Source organism: Maribacter litoralis (assembly GCF_902506355.1).
GTDB classification, from domain to species: Bacteria; Bacteroidota; Bacteroidia; order Flavobacteriales; family Flavobacteriaceae; genus Maribacter; species Maribacter litoralis.
In genome coordinates, this window is sequence record NZ_LR733271.1 from 498,430 (window position 1) to 524,591 (window position 26,162).

At 35.0% G+C, this 26,162-nt stretch carries 25 protein-coding genes; 6 read left to right on the forward strand and 19 right to left on the reverse strand.

What is annotated here, in order from left to right; translation table 11 throughout:
- The first annotated feature begins 142 nt into the window (after positions 1 to 142).
- A complete protein-coding gene (locus EXIGUO8A_RS02000; protein ID WP_159301748.1) occupies positions 143 to 2,512 on the forward strand; it encodes a DUF2339 domain-containing protein in 2,370 nt (789 codons plus the stop codon).
- Entirely contained in the window at positions 2,496 to 3,719 is a 1,224-nt protein-coding gene (locus tag EXIGUO8A_RS02005) for a DUF3999 family protein (protein ID WP_159301749.1), read from the forward strand. Before EXIGUO8A_RS02000 ends, EXIGUO8A_RS02005 begins: the two co-directional genes overlap by 17 nt.
- 7 nt (positions 3,720 to 3,726) lie before the next feature.
- On the opposite strand, the gene rimO is transcribed toward EXIGUO8A_RS02005, so the two are convergent.
- Positions 3,727 to 5,028 (reverse strand): 30S ribosomal protein S12 methylthiotransferase RimO, encoded by a 1,302-nt coding sequence (rimO, locus tag EXIGUO8A_RS02010; protein ID WP_159301750.1) that lies wholly within the window; start codon positions 5,026 to 5,028, stop codon positions 3,727 to 3,729.
- Positions 5,029 to 5,145: 117 nt separating this feature from the next.
- Between rimO and EXIGUO8A_RS02015 the strand changes: the two genes are divergently transcribed.
- Both EXIGUO8A_RS02015 and EXIGUO8A_RS02020 read left to right on the forward strand, forming a co-directional pair.
- A complete protein-coding gene (locus EXIGUO8A_RS02015) occupies positions 5,146 to 6,267 on the forward strand; it encodes a serine hydrolase domain-containing protein (RefSeq protein WP_159301751.1) in 1,122 nt (373 codons plus the stop codon).
- Between the two features lie 78 nt (positions 6,268 to 6,345).
- Positions 6,346 to 6,948 carry an NAD(P)H-dependent oxidoreductase gene (locus EXIGUO8A_RS02020; protein ID WP_159301752.1) on the forward strand — a complete coding sequence of 201 codons (603 nt, stop codon included), beginning with the start codon at positions 6,346 to 6,348 and terminating at the stop codon, positions 6,946 to 6,948.
- A gap of 10 nt (positions 6,949 to 6,958) precedes the next feature.
- Here the strand turns inward: EXIGUO8A_RS02020 and EXIGUO8A_RS02025 are convergent, their stop codons facing one another.
- From EXIGUO8A_RS02025 to recR, 14 genes are all read right to left on the reverse strand, one after another.
- Complete coding sequence (locus EXIGUO8A_RS02025) at positions 6,959 to 7,804, reverse strand: metallophosphoesterase (RefSeq protein WP_159301753.1); 846 nt, start codon at positions 7,802 to 7,804, stop codon at positions 6,959 to 6,961.
- A gap of 14 nt (positions 7,805 to 7,818) precedes the next feature.
- Positions 7,819 to 9,501: an amidase family protein gene (locus EXIGUO8A_RS02030; protein ID WP_159301754.1), complete on the reverse strand. Its 1,683-nt coding sequence runs from the start codon at positions 9,499 to 9,501 to the stop codon at positions 7,819 to 7,821.
- Positions 9,502 to 9,505: 4 nt separating this feature from the next.
- The gene (locus EXIGUO8A_RS02035) at positions 9,506 to 10,387 is read right to left on the reverse strand and encodes a DUF2911 domain-containing protein (protein ID WP_236564414.1); all 882 of its coding nucleotides are present in this window, start codon (positions 10,385 to 10,387) and stop codon (positions 9,506 to 9,508) included.
- A gap of 2 nt (positions 10,388 to 10,389) precedes the next feature.
- Positions 10,390 to 11,346 carry a signal recognition particle-docking protein FtsY gene (gene ftsY / locus EXIGUO8A_RS02040; RefSeq protein ID WP_116769881.1) on the reverse strand — a complete coding sequence of 319 codons (957 nt, stop codon included), beginning with the start codon at positions 11,344 to 11,346 and terminating at the stop codon, positions 10,390 to 10,392.
- 86 nt (positions 11,347 to 11,432) lie between these two features.
- The gene (locus EXIGUO8A_RS02045; RefSeq protein WP_071340023.1) at positions 11,433 to 11,585 is read right to left on the reverse strand and encodes a DUF4295 domain-containing protein; all 153 of its coding nucleotides are present in this window, start codon (positions 11,583 to 11,585) and stop codon (positions 11,433 to 11,435) included.
- Positions 11,586 to 11,622: 37 nt separating this feature from the next.
- On the reverse strand, positions 11,623 to 11,805 hold the full coding sequence (gene rpmG, locus EXIGUO8A_RS02050) for a 50S ribosomal protein L33 (RefSeq protein ID WP_058105695.1): 183 nt from the start codon (positions 11,803 to 11,805) through the stop codon (positions 11,623 to 11,625).
- A 21-nt stretch (positions 11,806 to 11,826) separates the two neighbouring features.
- Positions 11,827 to 12,066, reverse strand: a complete 240-nt coding sequence (gene rpmB / locus EXIGUO8A_RS02055) for a 50S ribosomal protein L28 (protein ID WP_036155860.1) — start codon at positions 12,064 to 12,066, stop codon at positions 11,827 to 11,829.
- A gap of 69 nt (positions 12,067 to 12,135) precedes the next feature.
- Positions 12,136 to 13,386 (reverse strand): competence/damage-inducible protein A, encoded by a 1,251-nt coding sequence (locus EXIGUO8A_RS02060; RefSeq protein ID WP_159301755.1) that lies wholly within the window; start codon positions 13,384 to 13,386, stop codon positions 12,136 to 12,138.
- The gene (locus tag EXIGUO8A_RS02065; protein WP_116769883.1) at positions 13,386 to 13,724 is read right to left on the reverse strand and encodes an Hpt domain-containing protein; all 339 of its coding nucleotides are present in this window, start codon (positions 13,722 to 13,724) and stop codon (positions 13,386 to 13,388) included. The genes EXIGUO8A_RS02060 and EXIGUO8A_RS02065 overlap by 1 nt, the downstream gene beginning before the upstream one ends.
- Entirely contained in the window at positions 13,724 to 14,335 is a 612-nt protein-coding gene (locus tag EXIGUO8A_RS02070; protein ID WP_159301756.1) for a fumarylacetoacetate hydrolase family protein, read from the reverse strand. Before EXIGUO8A_RS02070 ends, EXIGUO8A_RS02065 begins: the two co-directional genes overlap by 1 nt.
- A gap of 6 nt (positions 14,336 to 14,341) precedes the next feature.
- Positions 14,342 to 15,256, reverse strand: coding sequence for a carboxypeptidase-like regulatory domain-containing protein (locus EXIGUO8A_RS02075; RefSeq protein WP_159301757.1), 915 nt, complete (start codon positions 15,254 to 15,256; stop codon positions 14,342 to 14,344).
- Position 15,257: 1 nt separating this feature from the next.
- On the reverse strand, positions 15,258 to 16,034 hold the full coding sequence (locus tag EXIGUO8A_RS02080; protein ID WP_116769886.1) for a 3'-5' exonuclease: 777 nt from the start codon (positions 16,032 to 16,034) through the stop codon (positions 15,258 to 15,260).
- 168 nt (positions 16,035 to 16,202) lie between these two features.
- The gene (locus EXIGUO8A_RS02085; RefSeq protein ID WP_159301758.1) at positions 16,203 to 17,645 is read right to left on the reverse strand and encodes a dihydrolipoamide acetyltransferase family protein; all 1,443 of its coding nucleotides are present in this window, start codon (positions 17,643 to 17,645) and stop codon (positions 16,203 to 16,205) included.
- A gap of 90 nt (positions 17,646 to 17,735) precedes the next feature.
- The gene (recR, locus tag EXIGUO8A_RS02090) at positions 17,736 to 18,356 is read right to left on the reverse strand and encodes a recombination mediator RecR (RefSeq protein WP_116769888.1); all 621 of its coding nucleotides are present in this window, start codon (positions 18,354 to 18,356) and stop codon (positions 17,736 to 17,738) included.
- A gap of 196 nt (positions 18,357 to 18,552) precedes the next feature.
- Here recR and EXIGUO8A_RS02095 point away from each other — a divergent pair, with 196 nt between their 5' ends.
- Positions 18,553 to 20,040 (forward strand): sodium:solute symporter, encoded by a 1,488-nt coding sequence (locus EXIGUO8A_RS02095; protein ID WP_159301759.1) that lies wholly within the window; start codon positions 18,553 to 18,555, stop codon positions 20,038 to 20,040.
- On the opposite strand, the gene EXIGUO8A_RS02100 is transcribed toward EXIGUO8A_RS02095, so the two are convergent.
- The 4 genes from EXIGUO8A_RS02100 to EXIGUO8A_RS02115 all read right to left on the reverse strand — a co-directional run bounded on the left by EXIGUO8A_RS02100 (position 20,037) and on the right by EXIGUO8A_RS02115 (position 23,897).
- Positions 20,037 to 20,396 carry a CoA-binding protein gene (locus EXIGUO8A_RS02100; protein WP_159301760.1) on the reverse strand — a complete coding sequence of 120 codons (360 nt, stop codon included), beginning with the start codon at positions 20,394 to 20,396 and terminating at the stop codon, positions 20,037 to 20,039. The two genes, EXIGUO8A_RS02095 and EXIGUO8A_RS02100, sit on opposite strands and share 4 nt — an antisense overlap.
- A 399-nt stretch (positions 20,397 to 20,795) precedes the next feature.
- Positions 20,796 to 21,806: a 3-oxoacyl-ACP synthase III family protein gene (locus EXIGUO8A_RS02105; RefSeq protein WP_159301761.1), complete on the reverse strand. Its 1,011-nt coding sequence runs from the start codon at positions 21,804 to 21,806 to the stop codon at positions 20,796 to 20,798.
- A 111-nt stretch (positions 21,807 to 21,917) separates the two neighbouring features.
- Complete coding sequence (locus tag EXIGUO8A_RS02110) at positions 21,918 to 23,228, reverse strand: ABC1 kinase family protein (RefSeq protein ID WP_159301762.1); 1,311 nt, start codon at positions 23,226 to 23,228, stop codon at positions 21,918 to 21,920.
- A gap of 15 nt (positions 23,229 to 23,243) precedes the next feature.
- A complete protein-coding gene (locus EXIGUO8A_RS02115; protein WP_159301763.1) occupies positions 23,244 to 23,897 on the reverse strand; it encodes a TetR family transcriptional regulator C-terminal domain-containing protein in 654 nt (217 codons plus the stop codon).
- A 369-nt stretch (positions 23,898 to 24,266) separates the two neighbouring features.
- On the opposite strand from EXIGUO8A_RS02115, the gene htpG reads away from it, so the two are divergent.
- Entirely contained in the window at positions 24,267 to 26,156 is a 1,890-nt protein-coding gene (gene htpG / locus EXIGUO8A_RS02120) for a molecular chaperone HtpG (RefSeq protein WP_159301764.1), read from the forward strand.
- The last annotated feature ends 6 nt before the right edge of the window (positions 26,157 to 26,162 follow it).

Here is a 26,162-nt window from a genome sequence, read left to right on the forward strand (position 1 = left end):
CCATCACATTTAAATATCCCTAAAACGATTAAATTTGTTTTAGGGATATTCATTTAATTGCACTCCCGTACAGTTGCCAACAAATTCGCTTCTTTTACGTTTAAATAGAAGACCTTAATATTTAAGGCAAAAACCAACGCATATGGCTAACGACCAAGACCAAATAAATGCATTAGTGCAAAAACTGGATATCTTGTTGAAAAAGCAGCAGGATTTCAATATTGAGGTAAATGAATTACGTAGGGATATTCAAATTCTTAGAAACACCCAGTCAATAAAATTCAATGAACCTCTTACCGAGCCAAGTACAGAACATAAAGAAAGTTCAAAAAAAGAACCTGTAAATGCCCCAACAACGGATACCACAAAAACTCCAATTTCTTCAATTGCTGAACCTACAACAGCTAAAGAGGAAGCAAAAACCACTATTGAAAAGAACATAATCAAGCCAAGGGGTAAATCAAATCTAGAGAAATTTATTGGTGAAAACCTTATCAATAAAATTGGAATTTTAATTACGGTAATAGGAGTTGTTATAGGTGCTAAATATTCCATTGAAAATAATTTAATTAGTCCGCTTACCAGAATTATACTAGGGTATTTGGTAGGTTTAGGTTTGTTAGGATTCGGATTTAAACTAAAAGCCAAATATGAAAGCTATAGTGCCGTTCTCGTTAGTGGGGCTTTGGCGATATTATATTTTATAACATTTGCAGCTTATGACCTCTATGCACTTTTTCCGCAGTTGGTGGCGTTTGGAATTATGCTCTTATGTACTGTTTTTGGGGTCGTAGCAGCACTCAATTATAATAAATCGGTAATTGCCCATATAGGTTTAGTTGGAGCTTACGCGGTGCCATTTTTATTAAGTAACAATTCTGGAAATGTTACCATCTTGTTCGGTTATATCGCATTGATCAATATTGGAATATTAGTGATATCCTTCAAGAAATATTGGAAATCGCTGTACTATGTTTCTTTCGCATTCACTTGGCTTATTTATAGCTTTTGGTATTTTGAAAATAGTTACTCGTTTAGCCCTCTAGAACTGAATATAGGAATTACCTTTTTAGCACTCTTTTTTACAATATTTTACGCAACATTCTTGGCGTTCAAACTGATTAAAACCGACAAATTTCAAGTTGGGGATATTGTTTTGATTATGCTGAACTCCTTTATTTTTTATGGTTTTGGAATCGCCTGGCTATACGAGTATGAAGGTGGAGAAAATTACTTAGGTCTTTTTACGGTATTTAATGCATTGATTCATTTTGCAATTACCGTCATTATTTTTAAAAGAAAATTGGCAGACCGAAAACTGTTCTTCTTAACCGCTGGTTTTGTGCTTACTTTTATTACCATAGCCGTACCCGTACAATTAGACGGTAATTGGGTAACCCTGATCTGGGCTTTTGAAGCAGCTCTTCTTTTTTGGATAGGTCGTACAAAAAAGGTAGGCTTTTACGAATACCTTTCGTATATCATGGGCGGGTTGGCATTTTTTAGTCTAACGATGGATTGGGGAGAAAGTTACTCTTGGCGTATGTCGTCGAATGAATGGAGCGTTATTGCAAACACCACTTTTTTAACTTCAATACTATGTGCCTCGGCATTTGGCTTTATGAATTGGATTCAGGTAAAATTTGGTCTGGACCAAAAATCTATAGTACAAAAAATAATGTCAATCGGTATTCCTGTTTTGTTCTTAAGCACTTTATACTTTTCTATATATCTTGAAATAGCACAGTACTGGAGCAATGCCTACCAAGCATCAAAAGTTGATATTGATAGCTCGGCTGGTAATTATCCAGAATACAATTATAACATTAAGGATTTTGAATCTATTTGGCTCATATTATATACAATGATATTTATAGGCTCCTTAGGTCTTATCAACAGTTTTAAAATAAAAAATAAGACTTTAGGTATTGTTACGATAACCGCAGCACTATTAGCCACATTTATTTTTTTAACGAATGGACTTTATACATTAAGTGAATTACGAGAAAATTATATCTCACAAGAGCTAGCGGAATATTATAACGTAGGAGCTTATAACATATACATTCGCTATATTTCGTTTGCCGTTTTTTCATTCTTACTATTCACTATTTACAAAATAGCACAGAATCAACAGCTAAAAATCAATTACAAAATTCCCTTTGAAATTTTATTACATATTTCTATCATTTGGGTGACTAGTAGCGAATTGCTCAATTGGATGGATATTGCAGGATCAAATCAGTCTTACAAATTAGGACTCAGTATTCTTTGGGGCGTATATGCTTTGCTACTTATCGCATTGGGTATTTGGAAAAAAAAGAAATACTTACGTATTGGTGCTATTATTCTTTTCTCACTTACCCTCATTAAGTTGTTCTTCTATGATATTTCTTCATTAAACACTATCTCTAAAACAATCGTATTCGTTTCTCTTGGAATATTATTATTGATTATCTCATTCCTGTATAACAAATACAAAAACATTATTTCAGATGAAACCAAAGAATAGCTTATACATACTTGTCATTATGATAACCTCTTTCTGTTTTGGACAGATGGATACTTATTCAAAAAAAATAGAATTGAAAGGTATAGATAGTCTATGGCACAATATTGAAATACCGAACATTGTATTTAAAGATTTAAATAGAAACATGAGTGATATTCGTGTGTATGGAATTACCGCTACCGATACCATTGAAGCACCATATCTTCATAAAGTGTCAAAGGCCAAAAATGCAAATTCTAAAATTTTATTTAACCTATTTAACAGCGTAAATAATGCTAAAGGTTATTTCTATACTTATGAATTACCTAATAAAGAAACTATCGATGAGATTTTCTTAAACATTGAGGATCCAAACTTTAATTGGATGGTTACATTAGAAGGAAGTCAACACTTAAAACAGTGGTTTACCATTTTAGAAGATTATCGTATTCTGTCCATTAATAATGACCAAACCGACTATTCGTTTACCACATTAAAATTCCCTGATGCCAATTATAAATATTACAGGCTATTGATTAAAAGCACCGAAAAACCGAATCTCACATCAGTAAACATTTTAAAAAAAGCAAATAAGGCCGCAACCTATAGAGATTATGGTGTACGTGATTTTAGTATATCCAAAGAAGACAAAAAGACCATTATAGATATAGATTTAGAAAATCGAGTACCTATAAACTTGTTAGAATTAACCTTAAATGATAAAATTGATTATTACAGACCTATCTCCATTCAGTATATGGCAGACAGTGTAAAGACCGATAAAGGTTACTTTTATAATTACAAACCTTTAGCAACAAAGACCCTTTCTTCAAGGGAAGAAGCTAGCTTTCAATTACCTGGCACACTTGCCCAGAAGCTACGTGTGATCATCTTAAATAATGACAATCAACCCCTAAAAATTTCCGATGTAAAACTGAAGGGCTATATACACACGTTGACTACACGTTTTACAGAACCGGCTAGATATTTTCTAGTATACGATAAACCAAATGCCAATTTCCCCGATTACGATATCTCAAAAACCACAATTTCATTACCTAAACATATCACTAAGTTAGATTTTGGAAATGTTGTTGAAATACCTCAACCCCAAATCGAAAATACCAGTCCTCTATTTGAAAACAAATGGTGGTTGTGGGTCATTATCGCCATTGTTATTGCAACATTAGGATACTTTACTATCGGTATGATGAAAAAAGAACTTTAATAAAAAGTTATACCGGTTCACCGTATAAATCAAAATCTGCGGCTTCTGTAATCTTTACATTTACAAACTCCCCTTGCTTTACATAATGCTTTGTAGCATCTATTAAAACCTCATTATCAACATCGGGCGAATCAAATTCAGTTCTTCCAATAAAGTAATTGCCCTCTTTACGATCAATTATACACCTAAACGTTTCTCCTACTTTATGTTGGTTTAATTCCCAAGAAATTTGGGACTGAATTTCCATGATAATGTTTGCACGCTCTTGTTTCACCTCTTCAGGTACATCGTCGACCAAGGTATAGGCATGTGTATTTTCTTCATGACTGTATGTAAAACATCCCAAACGCTCAAAACGCATGGCTATTACCCAGTTCTTAAGAATTTCGAAATCTTCTTCAGTTTCACCAGGGTACCCAACAATCAATGTTGTTCTTATCGTCATTTCTGGTACAGCGGCCCTAAACTCTTTTATTAGTTTGGTCGTTTTAGCTTCTGTAGTACCACGTCGCATACTTTTTAGTATACTGTCGGATATATGTTGTAACGGAATATCTAAATAGTTGCAAACCTTTGGCTCCCTGTTCATTACATCCAACACATCCATTGGGAAACCTGTTGGAAATGCATAATGTAAACGAATCCATTCAATACCCTCCACTTTTACCAAAGCTTCTAAAAGCTCGGCAAGATTTCTTTTCTTATAAAGATCTAAACCATAATATGTAAGATCTTGGGCAATTAAAATTAATTCTTTAACCCCTTTACCGGCAAGTTTTTCTGCCTCGGTAACCAATTCTTCAATCGGAGTACTCTTATGCTTACCTCTCATTAAAGGAATTGCACAGAATGAACATGGTCTATCACAACCTTCGGCAATTTTTAAGTAAGCATAATTTTTTGGTGTAGTGGTCAATCGCTCCCCTATCAACTCATGCTTATAATCTGCTCCCAAAGCTTTTAAAAGTCCGGGCAATTCACTTGTACCAAAATATTCGTCTACATTAGGAATCTCCTTTTGCAGATCTGGCTTATAACGCTCACTTAAACAACCGGTAACAAAAACCTTATCTACCGCTCCTACTTCTTTCTTTTGAACATATTCTAAAATGGTATTAACACTCTCTTCTTTTGCATTTGCAATAAAGCCACAAGTATTAATTACTACGATGTTTCCTTCTTCTTCATGCACAACTTCTTTGTCATTTGCCTTCAACTGGCCCATGAGTACTTCAGAATCATAAACATTCTTTGAACAACCTAGTGTTACTACGTTGATTTTGTTCTTCTTAAGGGATTTTGTCCTCATAATATAAATTGGGGTGCAAAAATACGATTTGGGTATTTAAAAACGTTAGATATGGACAAATTTACTTGTAATCTTTAATGGATTACGGTTTATCAATACCCAAATCTTAAATTAACCATGAAATTCTCCCAATATTTCAGCCTAATAATACTTTCTACAATTTTAGTTTCATGTTCGAGCGATTCTGAACCTTCATCAGAAGCTGACAAAAGTGAAACACCGCCGGCAGTATCACCGATACCCACCGAAACTTATTTCCCTCCTATTTCAAGAACTGACGAATGGGAAACAATAACTATGGAAAGCTTAGGTTGGAACGAAGATGAAGTTAGCAATTTGTACTTCTTTTTGGAAATTAATAACACCGATGCCTTTATCATTTTAAAAGATGGCAGAATTGTAATTGAAAAATATTTTGGTGATTTTAAGTCAGATGACAATCATGCATGGAATTCTGCAGGCAAGAATTTGACATCTATGTTAACGGGTATTGCTCAAGAGGAAAATTATTTAAATATTACCGACCCTACTTCTTCTTATTTAGGTGAAGGATGGTCTACTATGCCCATTGAACAAGAATTGAATATTACTATTGAAAATCAGTTGACGATGACAACTGGTTTGGATTATACGGTTGATGATATTTTTTGCACTGATCCAGAGTGTCTAACATACCTAAATGACCCTAGTACATTTTGGTACTATCATAACGGACCATATACATTATTAGATGATGTAATTGCAAATGCTACCGAAACAGATTTTAACGCTTACTTTTCTGAAAAAATCAAAGAACCAATTGGTATGCAAGGCTTGTTCATAAAAGTTGGTTACAATAATGTATTTTTTAGTACTGCAAGAAGTATGGCACGCTTTGGCATTCTTAATTTGAACGAAGGTAATTGGGACGGAACATCGATTCTTTCTGACCAAAGTTATTTTAACGCCATGACCAATACCTCTCAAAACCTTAACCCCGCATACGGATACCTCTATTGGTTAAACGGAAAGAACACTTATAGACTACCAAGTTCTGAAACAGAATACACGGGTAGCCTTATACCAAATGCCCCGGATGACCTTTATGCCGGACTTGGATTAAACGACCAAAAACTATACATGGTGCCCAGTCTAGATTTGGTTGTTGTTCGAATGGGCGGAGCCAGTAATGAAGAACTTTTAGGACCTTCAAGTTTTGATAACGAATTATGGGAGTTAATTAACATTATTATAGAATAACCATACTTTTTCACTTACAAATTAGTTTCTTCTTTAGACTTAGCAATTACTATGCTTATTTTTGTATAAAATTACAGGATGGATTTTAGAAGCATCGCAGAGAATAGGTATACAACTAAAAAGTTTGATGCTACAAAGCGAATTTCGCAAAAGCAAATTGAGGATTTAAAACAAATTTTAAAATTAAGTCCTTCTTCTATAAACAGTCAACCTTGGCTGTTTACATTTGTTTCAAATAAAGAAACGAAAGATGCATTGGCAGATGCCTCTTTTTTCAATGCTCCTAAAATTAAAGATGCCAGTCATCTTGTAGTATTTAGTGTTCAAGAAAATCTAGAAGAATTTGAACGTCATGTAGAAGGTAATTTACCCCAAGGTTCAGTTAATTTTTACCGACAATTCATTAAAGAGCAACCTAAAGAAAAAACCATTACTTGGCTAACACACCAAGTATACATAACGCTGGGATTCTTTTTAGCCGCCTGTGCATCTATGGAAATAGATTCTACACCTATGGAAGGTATTGAACCTGAAAAGTATAAGGACATTCTAAAAATTAAAGACCACAAAGTTCTATTTTCTGTCGCCATTGGGTACCGAGACAATGAAGATAGCAATCAACCTAGTTTAATTGGAAAATCTAGATTACCTGTTGATACTATAATTCAATCCATTGACTAGTAAAAGTTAATTACACCTCTTTCGTTAGCTCAAACAATGTAATTTCCGGTCTTACATTTAAACGTACCTGACGTAGGCACCCCAAAGCACTATTAATATAAAGTGTTCTTCCCTCATCCAATTTCTTAATACCTGCATCGTAATTTTTATTTTTTACGGGTAATAACGGGGCAGGTAAAAAAGGAGGCTTAACTTGTCCGCCATGTGTATGTCCAGACAGTATCCACCCTTCAAAATTGTTCCATACGGGAAGATCGCAAACATCCGGATTGTGACATAAGGTAATGTTTGCCATCTCTGGCTTATACCGTTCAGTAGCTTTCAAGGGATAAAAATTACTTCCCCAAAAATCATCCATCCCTAAAAAATTAAGTCCGTGTATTTCTACTGCATCGTTTCTTAGCATGGTAACCCCAACATCTTCCAAACATTCGGTAATTATCTTAGCCACGGGCTCTTCAACAAAGTCAATACCGTAATCATGATTTCCAAGAATACCTACAGTACCCAGAGTACCCTTAACCACATATTGCAGCACCTCTTTTAACTGAACGATCTGCTCATCATTTTCATAAGTTACATAGTCACCAGTATACACTACAAAATCTGGATTCAACTTTTGTGCTTCTTGAAACGATTCTATAATATATTGATAGTCGAAAGCATTACCTATATGAACATCACTGATCTGCATTAATGTTTTACCTACTAGAGCATCTGGCAAATTTTTCAAAGGCATTTTAATCTGAACAAACCTCAACCAAAAAGGTTCTATTTGCCAACTATATAAACCGACCAATAAACCGAAACCTGCACCCCAACGAAAAGTTCTTTTTATAAAACCTCTTCTTTTCATTCTACAAGATTACTTTAGTTTGCATAGTCTTCGGGCATAACCCTATTCGGAAATTTTTCCTCATATCCCTTACCTATTCTCAATAATTTGGCTTCTGAGAATTGCTTTCCTATAAAAGTAAGACTAATTGGCTCTCCAGATAATTTATAACCCATAGGTATGGTAAGTGCCGGATATTTGGCGAACGCGGCATAACCTGCATGATAATTATTTATGGACAATACAGCATCTAGTTTATACTTGTCCATTGCTGTATCAAAGAAAGCACGGCCATTTTTTTCTAGCTTTGACTTAATTTCATTCAGCTCTGCTGCAGTGGTAGTATCTGAAAGTATTCCATTGAACAAGGCTTGACCGTACGGAATTCTGATTAATGAATCTGCATTGTTAAATGCCACTGCATCCTCAATTGATGTAATCTTTATAAAATTAGTATCTGTATTTTGCTTCAGATACACCGGTAAATCGTTGCGCATATCATTATTTAGAATACTCAAGAATCCTTCCATACGAACCTCTGGTGGCACTATTTCTATTATGGTAGCACCTTGTTCTTGAAAGCTTTTTATGGTATTTCTATAAATACTATCGGACTCAATAAGCTCCTTAATGGCTCCTAATCTTATTTCATTAAAAGGTTCTGGATGTAAACCAGCGGATAAAATACCGGGGTAGTTTTCTTTTAATGAAGCATTATCAAATTCATCATAACCCAACATAGCCGACAGTAGTATTGCATTGTCCTTTATATTTTTAGTCATAGGTCCTGGTGTATCTAAAGTACTCGATATCGGTACAATCCCCGATCTACTCAACAGCCCTATGGTAGGCTTTAAGCCCACAACCGAATTCTGGCTGCTAGGTGATAAAATAGACCCTGATGTTTCCGTACCAACTGCCGCAACCGCATAATTAGCCGCAACCGCCGTACCACTGCCAGAACTGGAACCACCTGTCTCAAAGATTCTTCGACCATATGGATTAAGTGTCTGTCCACCATACGCACTATAACCTACCGGGCATCCTGAACATAAAAAATATGCCCATTCGCTTAAATTCACTTTGCCCAATATTAAGGCTCCATTCTTTTTTAGCTGCTGTACTATAAATGAATCTTCAGTTTTATTATCCTTTAGAGCAATTGACCCAGCTGTTGTTTTCATGCCCATAGCATTTATATTATCTTTCAATAATATTGGCATTCCATAAATTGGATGTTGCATTTGCGTAGCTACACCCATTTCATTTTGCTCATCCAATAAACGTGCTTGCTTCAACACCTCTTTATTTAGGGCAATTACGGTATTTAAGGTGGTAGAATTATTGAGTTCATACTTATAAATACGATATAAATAAAACAATACCAGATTCTCATAAGTTAACCTACCTTCTTTGATATGATTTCTAATAACAAAGATATCTTGCTCCAAAATCATTGGTAGCAATTTCTGATATTCAGATTCGTTCATTTTAGAAACTTCATCATATAACGGTCTAAAAACTTCATTTTTATCAAGTACTTTAGATTGAATCAATTTGTACCGCATACGACTATTACTATGGTCAGCATTACCTGCTACTTCCAAAGAGTCGTTATAGGGAGTCCAAAGAATAACTTCATCTTTCTTTTTTACATCTTGATCGGTCTTACAAGCACCCAACATTACAAGTGCCAATAACAAAAGAAGCTTTTTCATAACCCTAGTTTTTATTTGTCATGGTTGTTATCCAACGATCAATATTATTTTTGTTTAGACGTACAAATTCGTCTTTACCCTCCTTCTCCGCTAACTTCATAGAAATTTTAGCCGCACGTATTGCTTCTTCATAATTTTTTAAATCCGCTAAAATTAAAGAACGAACTCTATGAAAGTAATATGTATCTCCACCTAATTCAATAGCTTTATCAACGAACGTTAATGCCTCTGCACGGTTTATATTCTGTTCTTGATAATATCTAGCAATCTCATAATATGTTTGTGCCGTAGGGGAAGTTGAAAGTTTTTCAGCTATTTGAACGGCCATAATTGCTTTGGTATCAAAATGAATGGGAATAGAAATTTGAGTAGTACCCCAGTTCCATTTCATATATGTTCCGTTATGGTCTATATCATCGAACGATATCAAAAAACTTTCTTGAAAACCAGATATAGTTGAAGGTTCAACAGTAATTCTAAGTGCATCTTCGTCTGCATTATAATTATCCCTACCATCTCCCCAATGCGAGGTGTTTTTATGAAATACAATTTCCCATAACTTCTCTTCTGGAAACGCATAAAGCGCATAAGTACCTTTTGCTAAGGGATACCCACCAACCAATACATCGTTACTAAATGTAATTTTGGTAGATTCGTTTGCACCAACGCGCCAAATACGACCATAAGGCACTAAGCCAGGTTCTCCATTGGGTTGATTACCGAACAATGTACGACCTTTTGCAGATGGTCTTGAATACTCAACCGTTATTTTTGAAAGCCCTTCATCTTGCTCTAACTTAGAAAAAGGACTAGCTTTTGGGTGCAGCATTTGCCCCCAACTCAAACTACATATAAAAAAAGAAAGTATGCAGTATAAATATCTCAACTTTAGATTTTAAAAAATGAATCTACAAACTCGTGTTTATTAAACGCCTGTAAATCTTCAATACCTTCACCTACACCTATATACTTTACCGGAATTTTAAATTGATCGGAAATACCGATTACCACACCACCTTTTGCCGTACCATCTAATTTGGTAATCGCCAAAGCTGTTACCTCAGTGGCTTTAGTAAACTGTTTAGCTTGTTCAAAGGCATTTTGACCAGTAGAACCATCTAAAACCAATAATACCTCATGCGGAGTTTCTTCCACTACTTTTTGCATGACACGTTTAACCTTGGTCAATTCGTTCATTAGATTCACCTTGTTATGCAAACGCCCAGCAGTATCTATAATTACAACGTCTGCATCTTGAGTTACGGCAGAACTAAGGGTATCAAAGGCGACAGAAGCTGGATCACTGCCCATTTGTTGTTTTACAATAGGAACATCTACGCGGTCTGCCCAAACCTGCAATTGATCAATTGCTGCAGCTCTAAAAGTATCTGCTGCACCAAGAACAACTTTTAATCCTTGATTTTTGAAACGATGTGCCAACTTACCAATAGTAGTAGTCTTACCTACACCGTTTACCCCTACAACCATAATTACATACGGCTTTTTATCTTTTGGTATTTGAATATCGGAAACATCACCATCATTGGTTTCAGATAAAAGCCCTGCAATTTCAGCTCTTAGAATTGCATTTAATTCATCTGTACCAACATATTTATCACGTGCTACCCTAGCTTCTATTCTTTCTATAATCTTTAAAGTAGTATCTACACCTACATCTGAAGACACCAGTACTTCTTCAAGATTATCCAAAACATCATCATCTACTTTTGACTTACCGGCTACCGCTTTACCTAATTTAGAAAAAAAGCTGGTTTTGGTTTTTTCCAAACCTTTATCCAAGGTTTCTTTTTTCTGGGAAGAAAATATTTTTTTAAATAAGCTCATTGTTCATCAAATAGTTGTTCAAATATAAAAATTAAAAAGCCCCTTTCGTAGGAAAGGGGCTCAATAACTACTAAAAGTTATAATTCTTATTTCTTAGCTATCCAAGCATCTACCAATTCTGGTGGCATTACTTGCTCAACAAAAACGTAAGCACCTGATTTTGGTGACTTAACCATTTTTATAGCTTTTGTCAATCTTTTAGAACTTGTCTGTAAACTTGCTACGGTCTTCTTAGCCATGACTTATATTTTTTTGTGATTCTCTTAAAATGAAAATCTATTTAATTTCTTTATGAACGGTCATTCTCTTAAGAATAGGATTGAATTTTTTAATTTCCAATCTCTCAGGAGTATTCTTCTTGTTCTTAGTAGTGATGTATCTTGAAGTACCTGGTTGACCAGATTCTTTGTGCTCAGTACACTCTAATATAACTTGTATTCTATTGCCTTTCTTTGCCATCTTAACGCTCTATTTTCCAGATTACTTAATTACGAATCCTTTTGCTTTTGCTTCTTTTAAAACAGCAGATATACCTTTCTTATTGATACTCTTTAAAGCTCTTGTAGAAACTTTAAGTGTTATCCAACGGTCTTCTTCTGGAATGTAAAAACGCTTCTTAGAAAGATTTACATCAAATCTTCTTCTTGTCTTATTAATTGAAAACGAAACATTGTTTCCAAACATCGCCTTCTTTCCCGTAATTTCACAAACTTTTGACATCGTGCTGACTTTTTCTTTTAAACAGGGTGCAAATTTATATCTTTTTTATCGTTCCAACAACAATAAAGTTCACATTTTTAAAATTTCTTTTTGAAGCAGCTCAAATGCCTTATTTACAGACTTTTCCACAACGCGTTCTCTAGTGCTTCCCATTTGAAATTCTTGTACAAATTGTGATGTTGGTCCTTCCACTGCAATAAATACCGTTCCCACCTCTGCATTTGAGTCTCCTTTTGTTGGTCCGGCATTACCAGTAGTAGCAATTGCGAAATCGGTTTTCATTAGTTTTTTGGCTCCTTTTGCCATTGCGGTCGCAACTTCTGCACTTACTACTGAATGTTTATCGACCAATTCTGTCGGAACTTTTAATACATTTATTTTGGCTTCTGTAGCATAACTGACCACACTCCCCTTAAAATAGCCAGATGCCCCAGGTAACGAAGTTAGTTTCTCTGCGATCATACCACCTGTAAAACTTTCAGCCGTAGAAAGCGTCAAATTTTTATCGATCAACAATTTAGCTACTATTTCTTCTAGACTTTGATCATCTTCTAAACCATATACAATATCCTCAATCAACGGAAACAGCTTTTCACTCTGTAGATTCATTGCGGTGACCAACTCGTCATGGTCGACCGATTTACCAGATAAACGAAGCCTAACTTTACCTAAACTGGGTAAATATGCCAACTTTATATTAGAAGGCAATGCATTTTCCCATGCTTCTATTCGTTTTGCAATAGCACTTTCACCCATACCATAGGTTACAATTGTTCTATGCATTATATGTGGTCGCTTGTAATAGTTTACCAACTTGGGTATTACCGATGATTTCAATAAATGCTTCATCTCAAAAGGTACTCCCGGCAACGACACAAATGTTACCTCTCCTTTTCTCATCAACATACCTGGTGCGGTACCGTTGGCATTATGCAAAACCTCGGCCTTACTAGGCACCAAAGCTTGCATTCTATTAATATCGGAAATTGGTGTATTACTTATATATTTTGCGAAAAGCTCTTCAACATGCGCCAAAACTTGTTTGTTCTCAATAAGTTCATCATTGAAAAACTCACATAATGTATGTTTGGTGATATCATCTTTTGTTGGACCAAGCCCACCGGTGATTATTACAACATCCACACGCTCAGATGCTTCTTTAAAAGCGTTCAACATATGAATACGCTCATCTTGTATCGATGTTATTTGATATACCGAAATACCAATTTTATTAAGCTCTTTTCCTATAAATGCCGAATTGGTATCAATAACTTGACCAATGAGAATCTCATCGCCAATAGTAATAATTTCTGCAAGCATTATAAATGGAAGTCATTTTTTAATTCTGCCACAACTTGATTGATGTCGGTCTTTAGCAAAGGAAACTTTGTTTCTATCTCTGTCATATTTGCCTCTTGCTTACCTAATGTCTCAATTTCTAAAGCTATAGCTCGTGTTTGCTCCATACCCAATAAATCTACATTAGGTTTAATTTTATGGGCAAGTTTGTATACTTGATCGTGGTCTTTGGCTTGCAATGCATTTTCTAAGGCTTCTAAATCCTCGGGCACTTCTTCCAAAAAAACAGAAATAACAGAATTTATAAAATCCTGATCTCCTTCTGCCATCTCATTAATCTTATCAAGGTTATAAATCATTATTTAATTTTTAAGGTAAAAAGTTCTTTATCTTCCAAACTCCCCGAAAGATAGTCATTTGGACTTATTTTGCCAACACCGGCAGGAGTTCCTGTAAAAATAATATCGCCTTTTTTCAACATAAAGAATGTTGAAACATAGGCAATAATTTCATCAATCTTCCAAAGCATTAAACTAGTATTACCTTCTTGAACTATCTCATTATTTTTTACCAACTTAAAATTCAAGTCATTAATATCTTTAAAATCCTTTTTTGGTAACCACTCCCCTATAACGGCAGCGCCATCAAAACCTTTAGCTTTTTCCCAAGGCAAACCTTTTTCCTTTAGTTTAGATTGTAAATCTCTTGCCGTAAAATCAATACCCAACCCAACTTCATCGTAGTATGTTGGAGCAAACTCTTTACCGATATGCTTCCCTACTTTCTTTATTTTCACCAAAACCTCAACTTCATAATGCACATCATTTGAAAATTCTGGAATATAAAAATCCTGTTGTTTTGGCAATACCGATGAATCTGGTTTTATAAAAACAACCGGTTCTTCTGGTTTTTCATTTTCAAGTTCATTAATATGTGCAGTATAATTTCTGCCTATGCATATAATCTTCATATCAATTTATCTTTTCTTAGACAATTTTAAACTTACCGCCGGTATTAAATTCTCATTGTTACCTGGCGCTTTAATCGCAAAATCACTCCATCCCCCCATACCATAAACCATTGTTTTAAAATTTTGGTTCTTTTGATATACTGCAGCAAATGTAGGCGCAAACCTATCTTCAATCACTTTTTTATTCGTAATAGCATGTTTGTAGGTATTTGTATACCAATTATATGGTAAAAACAACCACTCTAAACCAATATAAACTCCTTCATCTGGCATTTTAATATTCATACTAGAGAGATCAATTGAAACAAAATCCTCTGTTGCAGAACTCTCTAAAATAATACTTTTGCGAATTAGATCGTGGGTTGGTTTTCGTGTTTCCTTATCCACATCATATACACGTAGCCTAAACTTGGACGATGCTCTTTTAAATTTACTATTCTGCTGAACATGTATGGTTATTTTCTCTATAAATTTTTTGGCCGCACCCAGATTAGGAAAATACAATGCCAACACCCAAGGTGTCTCAGCCGATGAAAATCCACTTTTTATACTATAAGAACTTACCGGGTTCAATACCTGTGAGTCTCCTAAGCTTTGTGACACAACTACTTCCTCTAGTTCAAAAGTTTCTTCTTTAAGATGTATTTTTTTCTTTTGAGAAATAATCTTAGCTGGTACAATAGTGTCTTTAAAACCTAGTGCAGAAATATGTACTTGCCGTTCTAAATAAGATTCTGGAACATCAATATAAAAAAACCCCTCTTCATCACTAGATGTTCCCTTTAGGGTTTTTAAAAAACTAACATTAGCATAAGGTACTGGGGTTTTTGATTTTTCGTCCAATACATGCCCTTCAACCAACACCTCTTGAGCATGACCAGCACAAAAGACACATAAAAAAATTACGACAAGGGTACGCATATCAACTCAGCTTGTTATTCAATTTACTTAACTTGATTTGTGTGAGTATTTTTTTGGTATATAACGGAAAATCTGCATTCAACATCCAACCAAAATAGCCCGGTTCATTTTCTAATACGTCATGTACTTTTTTGCCCTTATGCTTACCAAATGCAAATATTTCTTCCCCATTTTCATCTAACGCAATAAAACCTGCGAAATCTACCGATTGCTTTCTTCTTGAAAACTCCGATAATTTTTTAATATTATTCTCTAAATCGGGATACCTGTCCAATTGCGAGAGCAATACTTCATATGTAGCATTGGTATCTGCTGCCGCACTATGTGCATCTGTAAGGTCTTTATCACAATAGAACTTATAAGCAGCTTCTAGGGTACGTTTTTCCATTTTATGAAAAATGGTCTGCACATCAACGGATACCGTGTTTTTCATATCAAAATCAATACCTGCCCGCAATAACTCTTCTGCAAGCAAAGGAATATCAAACCTATCTGAATTAAAACCACCAAGGTCGCTATCCTTGATCATTTTATATATTTCTTTGGATAGCTCTTTAAATGTTGGCTCATTAGCCACTTTTTCATTTGTAATACCATGAACGGCAATAACCTCTTCGGGTATTGTCATTTCCGGATTAACCAGCCATGTTTTACTCTCCTTATTTCCATTAGGGTATACTTTTAATATTGCAATTTCAACAATACGATCTTTTGCCACATTTACACCTGTTGTCTCCAAGTCAAAGAAACAAATGGGTCTGGTAAGCTTTAATTCCATACGAGTTCTACTTTTAACAAATATACCTTTTCGTTTTTTAGGCACATAAAGTTAGCATTGATAAATTTTTATTTAAAGTCATAACTCTCTATAAATCAACCTTATAAATAACAAAACACCCCGCTATAAGAGTATAACGGGGCGCTATTAATTTTAAAATTTAGATACTTATACTTCTCTATTCACATCCCAATTCTCTAGATAATCAGCTACCGCTTTAGCGAACATACTACCTAGCGCACCGTTAACCACCCTGTGGTCATAACTGTGGGACAAATACATTTTACTACGAACGGCTATTACATCTCCTTCTGCCGTTTCTATTACCGACGGTATTTTTCTAATTGCGCCCAATGCTAAAATACCTACTTGAGGCTGATTGATTATTGGAGTTCCAAAAACACTACCAAATGTACCTACGTTAGTAACCGTATATGTACCACCTTGAACCTCATCGGGCTTTAAAGCATTATTTCTAGAGCGATCAGCTAAATCATTTACGACCTTAGCCAACCCGGTAAGGTTCAATTGATCTGCGTTTTTTATCACCGGAACAATTAAATTACCATCTGGTAAGGCAGCTGCCATACCTATATTAATATTTTTCTTTTTAATTACGCTATCACCGTCTACCGAAATATTCATCATAGGATATTTCTTCAAAGCCTTGGCAACAGCTTCCATAAAAATTGGCGTGTACGTAAATTTCTCACCTTCCCTTTTAAAGAAAACGTCTTTTATTTTATTTCTCCAAGTAACTATATTTGTTACGTCTACCTCAATAAAACTCTGTACATGTGCAGATGTTGAAACACTATCTGTCATATGCTTGGCAATTAGCTTGCCCATTCTCGTCATTGGTATTACTTCATCTCCACGAGAAATTTGTGTTTTAGGTTTTTCTTGAACTGGCGCTTCTTTTGCAGCAGCAGGTGCAGCCTTTGCGGAAACAGAAGGTGCCGGTGCTTCTTCTTTTACAGGGGCAGCTACCTTTTCTGGTGTAGCCACTTTTTGCGATACAGCTACACGTTCTTGAACAGCCGCAGTTTCTGGTGCCGTGGTTTTTTCTACCGAGGTACTACCTCCTTTTTTTACATAGTTTAAAATATCATCTTTTGTAACCCTTCCGTCCTTTCCGGTTCCTGTAATCGTCTCCAATTCATCAAAAGAAATACCTTCTTGTCTCGCTATATTCTTTACTAATGGAGAATAAAAGCGATCTGAAGTTCCGTTCAATTGCGCTACCGATGTTTGTGCTCTGGCATGCATAACTGCAGATTCAGCAGCAGAGACCATTTCTTGCAATACAGGTTCTTCCTCTTCTTCAACATGTTTTACCGTTTGCTCAGGTTCAGTAACATCAACATCATCACCAACCTGAATTATAGCTACGGTTTGCCCAACTTCTACAACATCATCAACATTAAAACATTTTTCAATTAAAACGCCATCTACCTCGCTAGGCACTTCACTGTCAACCTTATCTGTTGCAATTTCAAAAATGGGCTCGTCCATCTCAATCGTATCACCTACCTCTTTCAACCATGACGTTAATGTTGCTTCTGCAACACTCTCTCCCATTCGTGGTAGTTTCAATTCAAATTTTGACATATCGATAATTTAATGCTTGTTTTGTTTGTAATATTTACAAAAATAATAAAATAAATACCTTTTTATTGATACTTAACTAAAAATCAAGAGTTAATCTTGCCGTAGCGAACCTTCAAAAGGTACTCTGTTCAAAATACTCCTCCCCAAGGTTACCTCATCTGCATATTCCAGTTCATCACCAACCGCTATACCTCTTGCAATTGTAGAAGTTTTAACATCAAGACCTTCTATCTGTCTAAAAATATAAAAATTAGTGGTATCACCCTCCATGGTAGAACTCAACGCAAAAATAAGCTCCTTTATTACGCCGCTCTTTACTTTATCTACCAAGCTTCCAATTTTCAAATTCTGAGGTCCTACACCTTCCATTGGTGATATTTTACCACCAAGTACATGGTACTTACCTCTAAATTGCCCGGTATTTTCTATAGCCATAACATCTCTAATATCCTCTACAACACATACCAGAGAATCATCTCTTTTCGCATTGGCGCAAATTTCGCACAGTGCCGTATCGGATATATTATGACAGTTTTCACAAAACTGTATTTTACTTCTTAAATCTACTAGTGATGTAGCCAAATTATTGGTTCGCTGTTCTGGCTGTTTTAATAAATGAAGCACCAAACGTAAAGCCGTACGCTTACCAATACCCGGTAATTGCGAGACCTCGTATACTGCATTTTCCAATAATTTAGACGAAAAATCCATAGTTAAATATGGCCATAAATTTACGATTAAACTTATTAAGGGTATGGTATAGTTTTCTTAAAATTTAACATACCATCATATAACCCTTATCAATGGTCTGCATTTAAACATTTTAAGATAGCCCATTCGCTTTAAGATAGCACCTCTTTATAATTCCTCTTTCAACTTTTTGTAATTTGGCGGCAAATTAGAATTCATGAACGCCTCGCACATTCTATTGCTTATTTCGGGTTATTTCGTATTACTCTTGATCATTTCTTATTTTACAGGGAGAAACGATTCTAACGAAGATTTTTTTAAAGCCGGAAAGCAATCTCCATGGTACTTGGTGGCTTTTGGTATGATAGGCGCTTCACTATCTGGTGTAACCTTTATCTCTGTGCCTGGCTGGGTAGAAACTTCACAGTTTAGCTATCTGCAGGTGGTTTTTGGATATTTTCTGGGATACTTGGTTACCGCTTTTATACTTCTTCCAATATATTACAAACAGAACGTAACTTCTATTTATGAATACTTAGATAATAGATTCGGCTTTGTGAGTTACAAGGTCGGTGCTGTTTCATTTTTCATCTCTAGAGTTCTTGGCGCTGCTTTTAGGTTATTCTTGGTAGCAATTGTACTTCAACAGTTTGTTTTTGATGCTTGGAACGTTCCTTTTGAAATAACGGTTATTCTTTCTATACTGCTTATTTGGATCTATACTTTTAAAGGAGGAATAAAAACAATCGTTTGGACAGATACCTTACAAACGCTATTTATGTTGATTTCGGTAGGTCTTTCCATTTATTTTATTCTGGATAAAATGGATTGGACATTTATCGAGTTTTTAAACTCCCCGGAATTAGATCAATACAGCAAGACCTTTTTTACTGACGATTTATCTTCTAAAAATCATTTATTAAAATCTTTTCTCGGCGGTATGTTCATTACTATTTGTATGACCGGACTTGATCAAGATATGATGCAAAAAAATCTTACCTGCAGAAACTTAGGTGAAGCGCAAAAAAATATGGTGAGTTTTAGCATTGTTCTAGTTATTGTAACTTTCGTATTCATGCTTCTAGGAGCATTACTTTTCATCTATGCAGATGCCTATAATATTGCCATACCGCTTATGGACGGTACGCCAAAGTCTGATTTATTGTTTCCTGAAATTGCATTAAACAGCGGTTTGGGCATTACGGTTGCCGTTACTTTTATGTTAGGGCTAATTGCAGCGGCGTATAGTAGCGCAGATAGCGCACTTACCTCACTGACCACCTCTTTTTGTGTAGATTTTCTGAACACCGAAAAGAAACCGGAATCAGTTGCCAAAAAGACTCGTAGATTTACACATATTGGCATGAGCGTACTGCTAATAATTGTGGTAATATCATTTAAATATATTCTGGATAGAAATGTTATAGACGGCTTACTTACCGTAGCATCTTATACCTATGGCCCATTATTAGGTTTGTTCTCTTTCGGGATTTTCACAAAGCATCAAGTAAAAGACAAATACGTTTGGGTAGTTGCACTGGTTTGCGTGTCCATTATTCTGCTTTTGGCAAAATTACCGGTTGAATATTTAGGTGGCTACGTATTTGGCTACGAACTTTTGCCATTAAACGGACTACTAACCTTTGTAGGATTATGGTTAATTCGTAAGAAAAATACATCACCAAGTATTGGTGACATTGCTTAATATTGACCGGTACTCAAAAGGACTAGGGTACAAGCAACCTCAATATCTATGTTGTTGTTTTTCAGTATATTATACAACTCAGGGTTTTCTGTTCCCGGGTTAAAAATGACCCTTTTAGGCGCTAGGAAAACAATTTTATTATAATATTCTTCTTGTCTTTTTGGGTTAATATATAGGGTTATTGTATGAATATCATTAATTTTGTCTAACTTATTACTGATATTGACTCCTGAAACCTTTCCTTCTCTTAATCCAAAAGCTAAGGTTTCCACCCCCGAATCTACCAGTCTATGTATTGCTAAATTGCTATATCGATTTGGTTTTAAGGAGGCACCGAATACCAGGGTCTTTTTCATAATAAAAAAATGTTAAAAGTATACATATATGTAACTATTTAGGCAATATTTCGTCTATTAGTAAAGTTAAATACTCTTACGAGTATAAAAATATTGTTGGTAACGCTATATGTTTATAGTTAATGGTTAGTGTTTAGTATAGCCTATCAGCATTTGAAGCCCGGCTTCCAATTTATTTTGGAATGTCCGGGTTTCTTCTTTTAAAGCTTACCTCTAAAAAATTAATTTTTGTCCTAACCTATAATTTAACGCAATAGAATTGCTCACCTTTAGTAACAATTGAAAGTTAAATACGTCTATTACTATGTATAGTGATATTTAATATTGAAGATTGGTTGGTTTTTTCTTATTAGGTAAAACTATATAGCACCCATAGCAATAATCTATGGGTGCTTTATTTTACCATCTTATGATGACACTGCCCCAGGTAAAACCACTACCAAATGCAGCCAATACTACTAAATCGCCACTTTTTACCTTACCTGCTTCCCATGCCTCTGTAAGTGCAATAGGAATAGATGCAGCAGTAGTATTACCATATTTCATAATATTATTGAAAACTTGGTCATCGTTTAACTGAAATTTCTTTTGAATAAACTGAGATATTCTCAAATTAGCTTGGTGCGGCACCAATAGATCAATATCTGTTGCATTCAATTTATTCTTTTCTAGGCCTTCTACTATAACCTCACTGAAACGAACCACAGCATTCTTGAACACAAACTGTCCGTTCATGTACGGAAAGTAAGACTCATCATTAGGATCGTTATCTTCCATAATATCGGTAACCCATCTATTACCCATACCTGGCGCTATCAACGAAAGTTCTTCTGCATGCTGACCTTCTGAATGTAAATGTGTAGATAAAATACCTTTAGTTGTGTCTTCTTCTCTGGTAAGTACGGCTGCACCTGCACCATCTCCGAAAATTACAGATACGCTTCTACCCCTTGTTGTCATATCCAAACCATGAGAGTGCAGTTCTGAACCAATGACCAGTACATTTTTGTACATGCCAGTTTTTATATATTGGTCTGCTATTGAAATTGCATAAACGAAGCCAGAACATTGGTTACGTACGTCTAATGCTCCTACGGTCTTTATTCCTAATTCTCTTTGCACTAAAACACCCGGACCAGGAAAATAGTAATCGGGACTTAAAGTGGCAAAGACGATAAAATCAATATCATCTTTATCTATACCCGCTCTTTCTATGGCAATCTTCGCCGCCTTTACACCCATTGTAGTTGTAGTATCACCATCTCCCTTAACTACATGTCTTCTTTCTTTGATACCGGTTCTTTCTTGGATCCAAGCATCGTTTGTATCCATAACCTTAGACAAATCGTCATTCGTCACCACATTTTCAGGTACATAATGACCTAAGCCAATTATTTTTGAATTATACATAGTAATTTTTTAATCCTGATAACTTCAGGAAGAATTAGTGTTGCAATATAAACAACTATTAAGAATTCACCTTAAAAATGTAACAAACACTGACAATAAGATAGTTAGTAATCAGCTTAGGTATTGCTTGAAATTATTAACTTTTATATTTGCCCTTAGATCGTGTAGTAGATTGTATAGTCCAAAAAAGGTACGGTTCATATATAAAAAATGCTTCGATCCCCTGTTACCGTTCATTTTTCTTATTTGCTTATCTGAAGAAAACTGTTCTCCCAAATCTGCAATTTTACCCCAGAAAACCTCATCACCAAAATCGAATTCCTCTTTGTGAAAAGGTGATGTAAACAAACTTAACAATTGGTGAAATATCGTTTTAAAAAATAAAATTTCTTCAGCACTATCCGTTGGCATTAATATTTCCAATTGATATAACTTTTCGGTAAATATTTTATCGTTGGAAATATTTTCAGGTTTTGCCAATTCAAAATAAGGCACATAGAAACTATCGGGCACTTCTTTTATACATCCAAAATCAATAGCAATAAGCTCATCGGCATCATTTACCAAAAAATTGCCCGGATGTGGATCTGCGTGTACTTTTTTAAGTCCGTGGATTTGAAACATATAAAAATCCCATAAGGCTTGCCCCAGCTTATTTCCTGTTTCTTGTGAAAAGTTGGTCTTGGTAAACTCACTAAGGTGCTTACCTGACATCCAATCCATGGTAATAATACGTTCGCTGGACAAGTCTGTATAATACTGAGGAAAATTAATATTAGGTATCACCCTGCACGCTTCTGTAATTTCTTTACTTTGCGCAACCTCCAAAACATAATCTGTCTCTTCTACGAGTTTATTCTCAACTTCTTTAAAATATTTGTCAGAATCCTTTCCTTGTAGATTGAACATTCGAATAGCAATTGGCTTCACTATAGCCAAATCGCTACTTATACTTTGCGCCACACCTGGGTATTGAATTTTAACCGCTAACGTTTTTCCATTTTTTGTAGCCCTATGTACCTGCCCAATACTTGCTGCATTTATGGAGTCTTTATCGAAAGTATCAAAAACTTCTTCAGGATATTTATCTAGGTATTTCTTAAATGTTTTTCTTACCAAGGGTGCAGATAAAGGGGGAACTGAAAATTGCGATAACGAAAACTTCTCTACATAGGCATTGGGTAGCAGGTTCTTTTCCATGCTCAACATTTGAGCTACTTTCAATGCACTACCTTTCAAAGATTTTAAGCCGTCATAAATATCTGCGGCATTATCTTCGTTCAGTTCGTCTTTTGTAGTTTCTGGATTGATAATTTTTTTGCCGAAATATTTGGCATAATTACCTCCTATTTTAGCACCGGTTTTCACCAATTTACTGGCACGTTCTATTTTTCCGGTAGGTATTTTATCAAGTGTCTTCATAACCTTTAGCTTAGTTTAGGCAAATTTTTCTTTGTACAGAAACTTTCCGAAATCTAGAATATTTTCTAATGGCGTATCATCAAATACATCAAAAATGGTATTGACCGATTTTTCAATGGCTACATCTGTTTTTTCAAATGAAGCAGACTCATCTGACTTCCAAAAATTCAACAAGAACAACGTCTGCAACCAAGCCCCTTCTGAAAACAATTGCGGATTATGCTTTGTTATCTTTAAATTCTTTTCCTTATTACCATCAGAGATTAAACCTTTGGCAAAATCCTTCACATTTTTTCTAAGTCCTTTTAACTGTTCTAAATTCTTTAATGGACTATTTGAATATTCCATTACGAACAAAACATAACTTCTATTTAAAGTCAAAACCTCAAAAAAAGTATAAAAGAATGTGAGCATTTTATCTCTATTGGTAAAGCCGTTGTATTCTGCATTTTTATGAATAACATTGACTGTATTTTCATAAAAGACATTCCATATTCCCTTTTTTAAAGTTTCGATAGAACCGAAGTACAAATAAAAATCGGACTCTTTAAAAGCATTTTCTTTACAGAATTTATATACCGTTTTAGGAAACTGCTCATGCTCTAACACATAGTCCATAAACATGGCAATAATAGAATCTTTAGTTACTTTTTTAGCTTTAGCAGGCATATCTAATATATTTTATTAAAAGGTACGATGCAGATATAATAGTTAGAAGTTTTTATAAAACATTAGCTTTTATTTAATAAAAACGTGCTATCGGGCGATAGCACGTTTCTAAACAACCTAACCAATAAATAATCAACAAGTGATTATGCTTGAAATTCTTTTTCATAGCAATTGTTCATAATCACATTACAAATATACATTATGTTTAACTTTTTATCATTATTATTAAACAAAAATATTTGTTAAACTTTTACGCCTGTATTACTGTCAGTTTGTCACTCTTACCTACTATGGTATTTTTTTTGTCTTTACGCAGACAACTAATAATTAACAATGGCCACGCTGAATGTGGCATAAAACATATAAAAAATGGCAACAGGTAAAATTAATGTGTCGGTAGACAACATTTTTCCACTGATCAAGAAATTTTTATACAGTGATCATGAAATTTTTCTTAGAGAATTAATTTCTAACGCAACAGATGCAACCCTAAAGTTAAAGCACCTTACTACAATAGGTGAAGCCAAAGTTGAGTATGGCAATCCTATCATAGAAGTTAAAGCAGATAAGGAAGGTAAGAAACTACATATCATTGACCAAGGTCTTGGTATGACAGAGGAAGAAGTTAAAAAATATATTAATGAGGTAGCCTTTTCAGGGGCTGAAGAGTTTTTGAACAAATATGAAGACTCTGCAAAAGACTCTGGTATCATTGGTCATTTTGGTCTAGGTTTCTATTCTGCATTTATGGTTGCCCATAAAGTAGAGATTATTACAAAGAGTTATAAAGATGAACCAGCGGTACATTGGTCTTGTGACGGTTCTCCTGAGTTTGTTATGGAGCCAGCAGAAAAAGAAACGCGAGGAACCGAAATTATACTTCATATTGCAGATGATTCTACCGAATTTTTAGAAGATGGTAAAATAAACGAGTTATTAAGTAAGTATAACAAGTTCATGCCTATTCCGATCAAATTTGGAATGAAGACTGAAACTTTGCCTAAACCAGAAGATGCTAAAGAAGAGGATCCTGCACCTACAAAAGAGGTAGACAACATCATCAACAATCCTAACCCGGCGTGGACAAAGCAACCTGCAGAATTAGAGGCTAAGGATTACCAAGAGTTCTATAGAGAACTATACCCAATGCAGTTTGAAGAGCCTTTGTTCAACATTCATTTAAATGTTGATTATCCTTTTAACTTAACGGGTATTTTGTATTTCCCTAAGTTAACGAACGACTTAAATGTTCAAAAAGACAAGATTCAATTATACCAAAATCAAGTTTTCGTAACAGATAACGTTGAAGGTATTGTTCCTGAATTCTTGACTATGTTACGTGGTGTTATAGATTCACCAGATATTCCTTTGAACGTTTCTCGTTCGTACTTACAGGCAGATGGTGCGGTAAAGAAAATTTCGTCTTATATCACCAGAAAAGTTGCCGATAAACTAAATTCTTTATTCAAGAACAACAGAGAAGATTTTGAAGCTAAATGGAACGATATTAAAATCGTGATCGAGTACGGTATGCTTTCTGAAGATAAATTCTTTGACAAAGCAGATAAGTTTGCACTATACCCTACCGTAGATGGTGCTTACTTTACTTATGACGAGTTACTGGAAAAAATTAAGGACACGCAGACCGATAAAGACGGAAAAACTATAATTCTTTATGCATCTGATAAAGAGGCACAGCACAGCTACATTGAAACGGCCAAGGCTAAAGGTTATGAAGTGCTGTTATTAGATTCTCCTATTATTGGTCACCTAATGCAAAAACTTGAAGGTTCTAAAGAGAACATATCATTTGCTCGTGTAGATGCAGACCATATAGATAAGTTGATACAGAAAGAGGAAACTCAAATTTCTAAACTATCTGATGAAGAAAAAGAGACTTTGAAAAAAGAATTGGAAGAAGCTATGACAGATAAAAGCTTCACCGTTCAGTTAGAAGCAATGGACAGCGACTCTTCTCCGTTTACCATTACCGAGCCTGAGTTTATGCGTCGTATGAAAGAAATGCAACAGACCGGCGGTGGCGGTGGTATGTTCGGTATGGGTGCCATGCCAGAAATGTACAACCTAATCGTTAATACAAATCACCCATTGGTAAGTGAGTTTCTAAACACAAAGACAGCAAAGAAAAAAGAGCGATTGATCAATCAATCACTTGACTTGGCGAAGTTATCTAAAGGCTTACTTAAAGGTAAAGCTTTAACGGAGTTTATTAAGCGTAGCTACGAGATGGTGAAGTAAGTTCCT

Bases quoted from the DNA above. Each gene is read 5' to 3' on its own strand.
- EXIGUO8A_RS02000 (WP_159301748.1), top strand. From the start codon at position 143: ATGGCTAACGACCAAGACCAAATAAATGCATTAGTGCAAAAACTGGAT.
- EXIGUO8A_RS02005 (WP_159301749.1), top strand. From the start codon at position 2,496: ATGAAACCAAAGAATAGCTTATACATACTTGTCATTATGATAACCTCT.
- rimO (WP_159301750.1), bottom strand. From the start codon at position 5,028: ATGAGGACAAAATCCCTTAAGAAGAACAAAATCAACGTAGTAACACTA.
- EXIGUO8A_RS02015 (WP_159301751.1), top strand. From the start codon at position 5,146: ATGAAATTCTCCCAATATTTCAGCCTAATAATACTTTCTACAATTTTA.
- EXIGUO8A_RS02020 (WP_159301752.1), top strand. From the start codon at position 6,346: ATGGATTTTAGAAGCATCGCAGAGAATAGGTATACAACTAAAAAGTTT.
- EXIGUO8A_RS02025 (WP_159301753.1), bottom strand. From the start codon at position 7,804: ATGAAAAGAAGAGGTTTTATAAAAAGAACTTTTCGTTGGGGTGCAGGT.
- EXIGUO8A_RS02030 (WP_159301754.1), bottom strand. From the start codon at position 9,501: ATGAAAAAGCTTCTTTTGTTATTGGCACTTGTAATGTTGGGTGCTTGT.
- ftsY (WP_116769881.1), bottom strand. From the start codon at position 11,346: ATGAGCTTATTTAAAAAAATATTTTCTTCCCAGAAAAAAGAAACCTTG.
- EXIGUO8A_RS02045 (WP_071340023.1), bottom strand. From the start codon at position 11,585: ATGGCTAAGAAGACCGTAGCAAGTTTACAGACAAGTTCTAAAAGATTG.
- rpmG (WP_058105695.1), bottom strand. From the start codon at position 11,805: ATGGCAAAGAAAGGCAATAGAATACAAGTTATATTAGAGTGTACTGAG.
- rpmB (WP_036155860.1), bottom strand. From the start codon at position 12,066: ATGTCAAAAGTTTGTGAAATTACGGGAAAGAAGGCGATGTTTGGAAAC.
- EXIGUO8A_RS02060 (WP_159301755.1), bottom strand. From the start codon at position 13,386: ATGCTTGCAGAAATTATTACTATTGGCGATGAGATTCTCATTGGTCAA.
- EXIGUO8A_RS02065 (WP_116769883.1), bottom strand. From the start codon at position 13,724: ATGATTTATAACCTTGATAAGATTAATGAGATGGCAGAAGGAGATCAG.
- EXIGUO8A_RS02070 (WP_159301756.1), bottom strand. From the start codon at position 14,335: ATGAAGATTATATGCATAGGCAGAAATTATACTGCACATATTAATGAA.
- EXIGUO8A_RS02075 (WP_159301757.1), bottom strand. From the start codon at position 15,256: ATGCGTACCCTTGTCGTAATTTTTTTATGTGTCTTTTGTGCTGGTCAT.
- EXIGUO8A_RS02080 (WP_116769886.1), bottom strand. From the start codon at position 16,034: ATGGAATTAAAGCTTACCAGACCCATTTGTTTCTTTGACTTGGAGACA.
- EXIGUO8A_RS02085 (WP_159301758.1), bottom strand. From the start codon at position 17,645: ATGTCAAAATTTGAATTGAAACTACCACGAATGGGAGAGAGTGTTGCA.
- recR (WP_116769888.1), bottom strand. From the start codon at position 18,356: ATGGATTTTTCGTCTAAATTATTGGAAAATGCAGTATACGAGGTCTCG.
- EXIGUO8A_RS02095 (WP_159301759.1), top strand. From the start codon at position 18,553: ATGAACGCCTCGCACATTCTATTGCTTATTTCGGGTTATTTCGTATTA.
- EXIGUO8A_RS02100 (WP_159301760.1), bottom strand. From the start codon at position 20,396: ATGAAAAAGACCCTGGTATTCGGTGCCTCCTTAAAACCAAATCGATAT.
- EXIGUO8A_RS02105 (WP_159301761.1), bottom strand. From the start codon at position 21,806: ATGTATAATTCAAAAATAATTGGCTTAGGTCATTATGTACCTGAAAAT.
- EXIGUO8A_RS02110 (WP_159301762.1), bottom strand. From the start codon at position 23,228: ATGAAGACACTTGATAAAATACCTACCGGAAAAATAGAACGTGCCAGT.
- EXIGUO8A_RS02115 (WP_159301763.1), bottom strand. From the start codon at position 23,897: ATGCCTGCTAAAGCTAAAAAAGTAACTAAAGATTCTATTATTGCCATG.
- htpG (WP_159301764.1), top strand. From the start codon at position 24,267: ATGGCAACAGGTAAAATTAATGTGTCGGTAGACAACATTTTTCCACTG.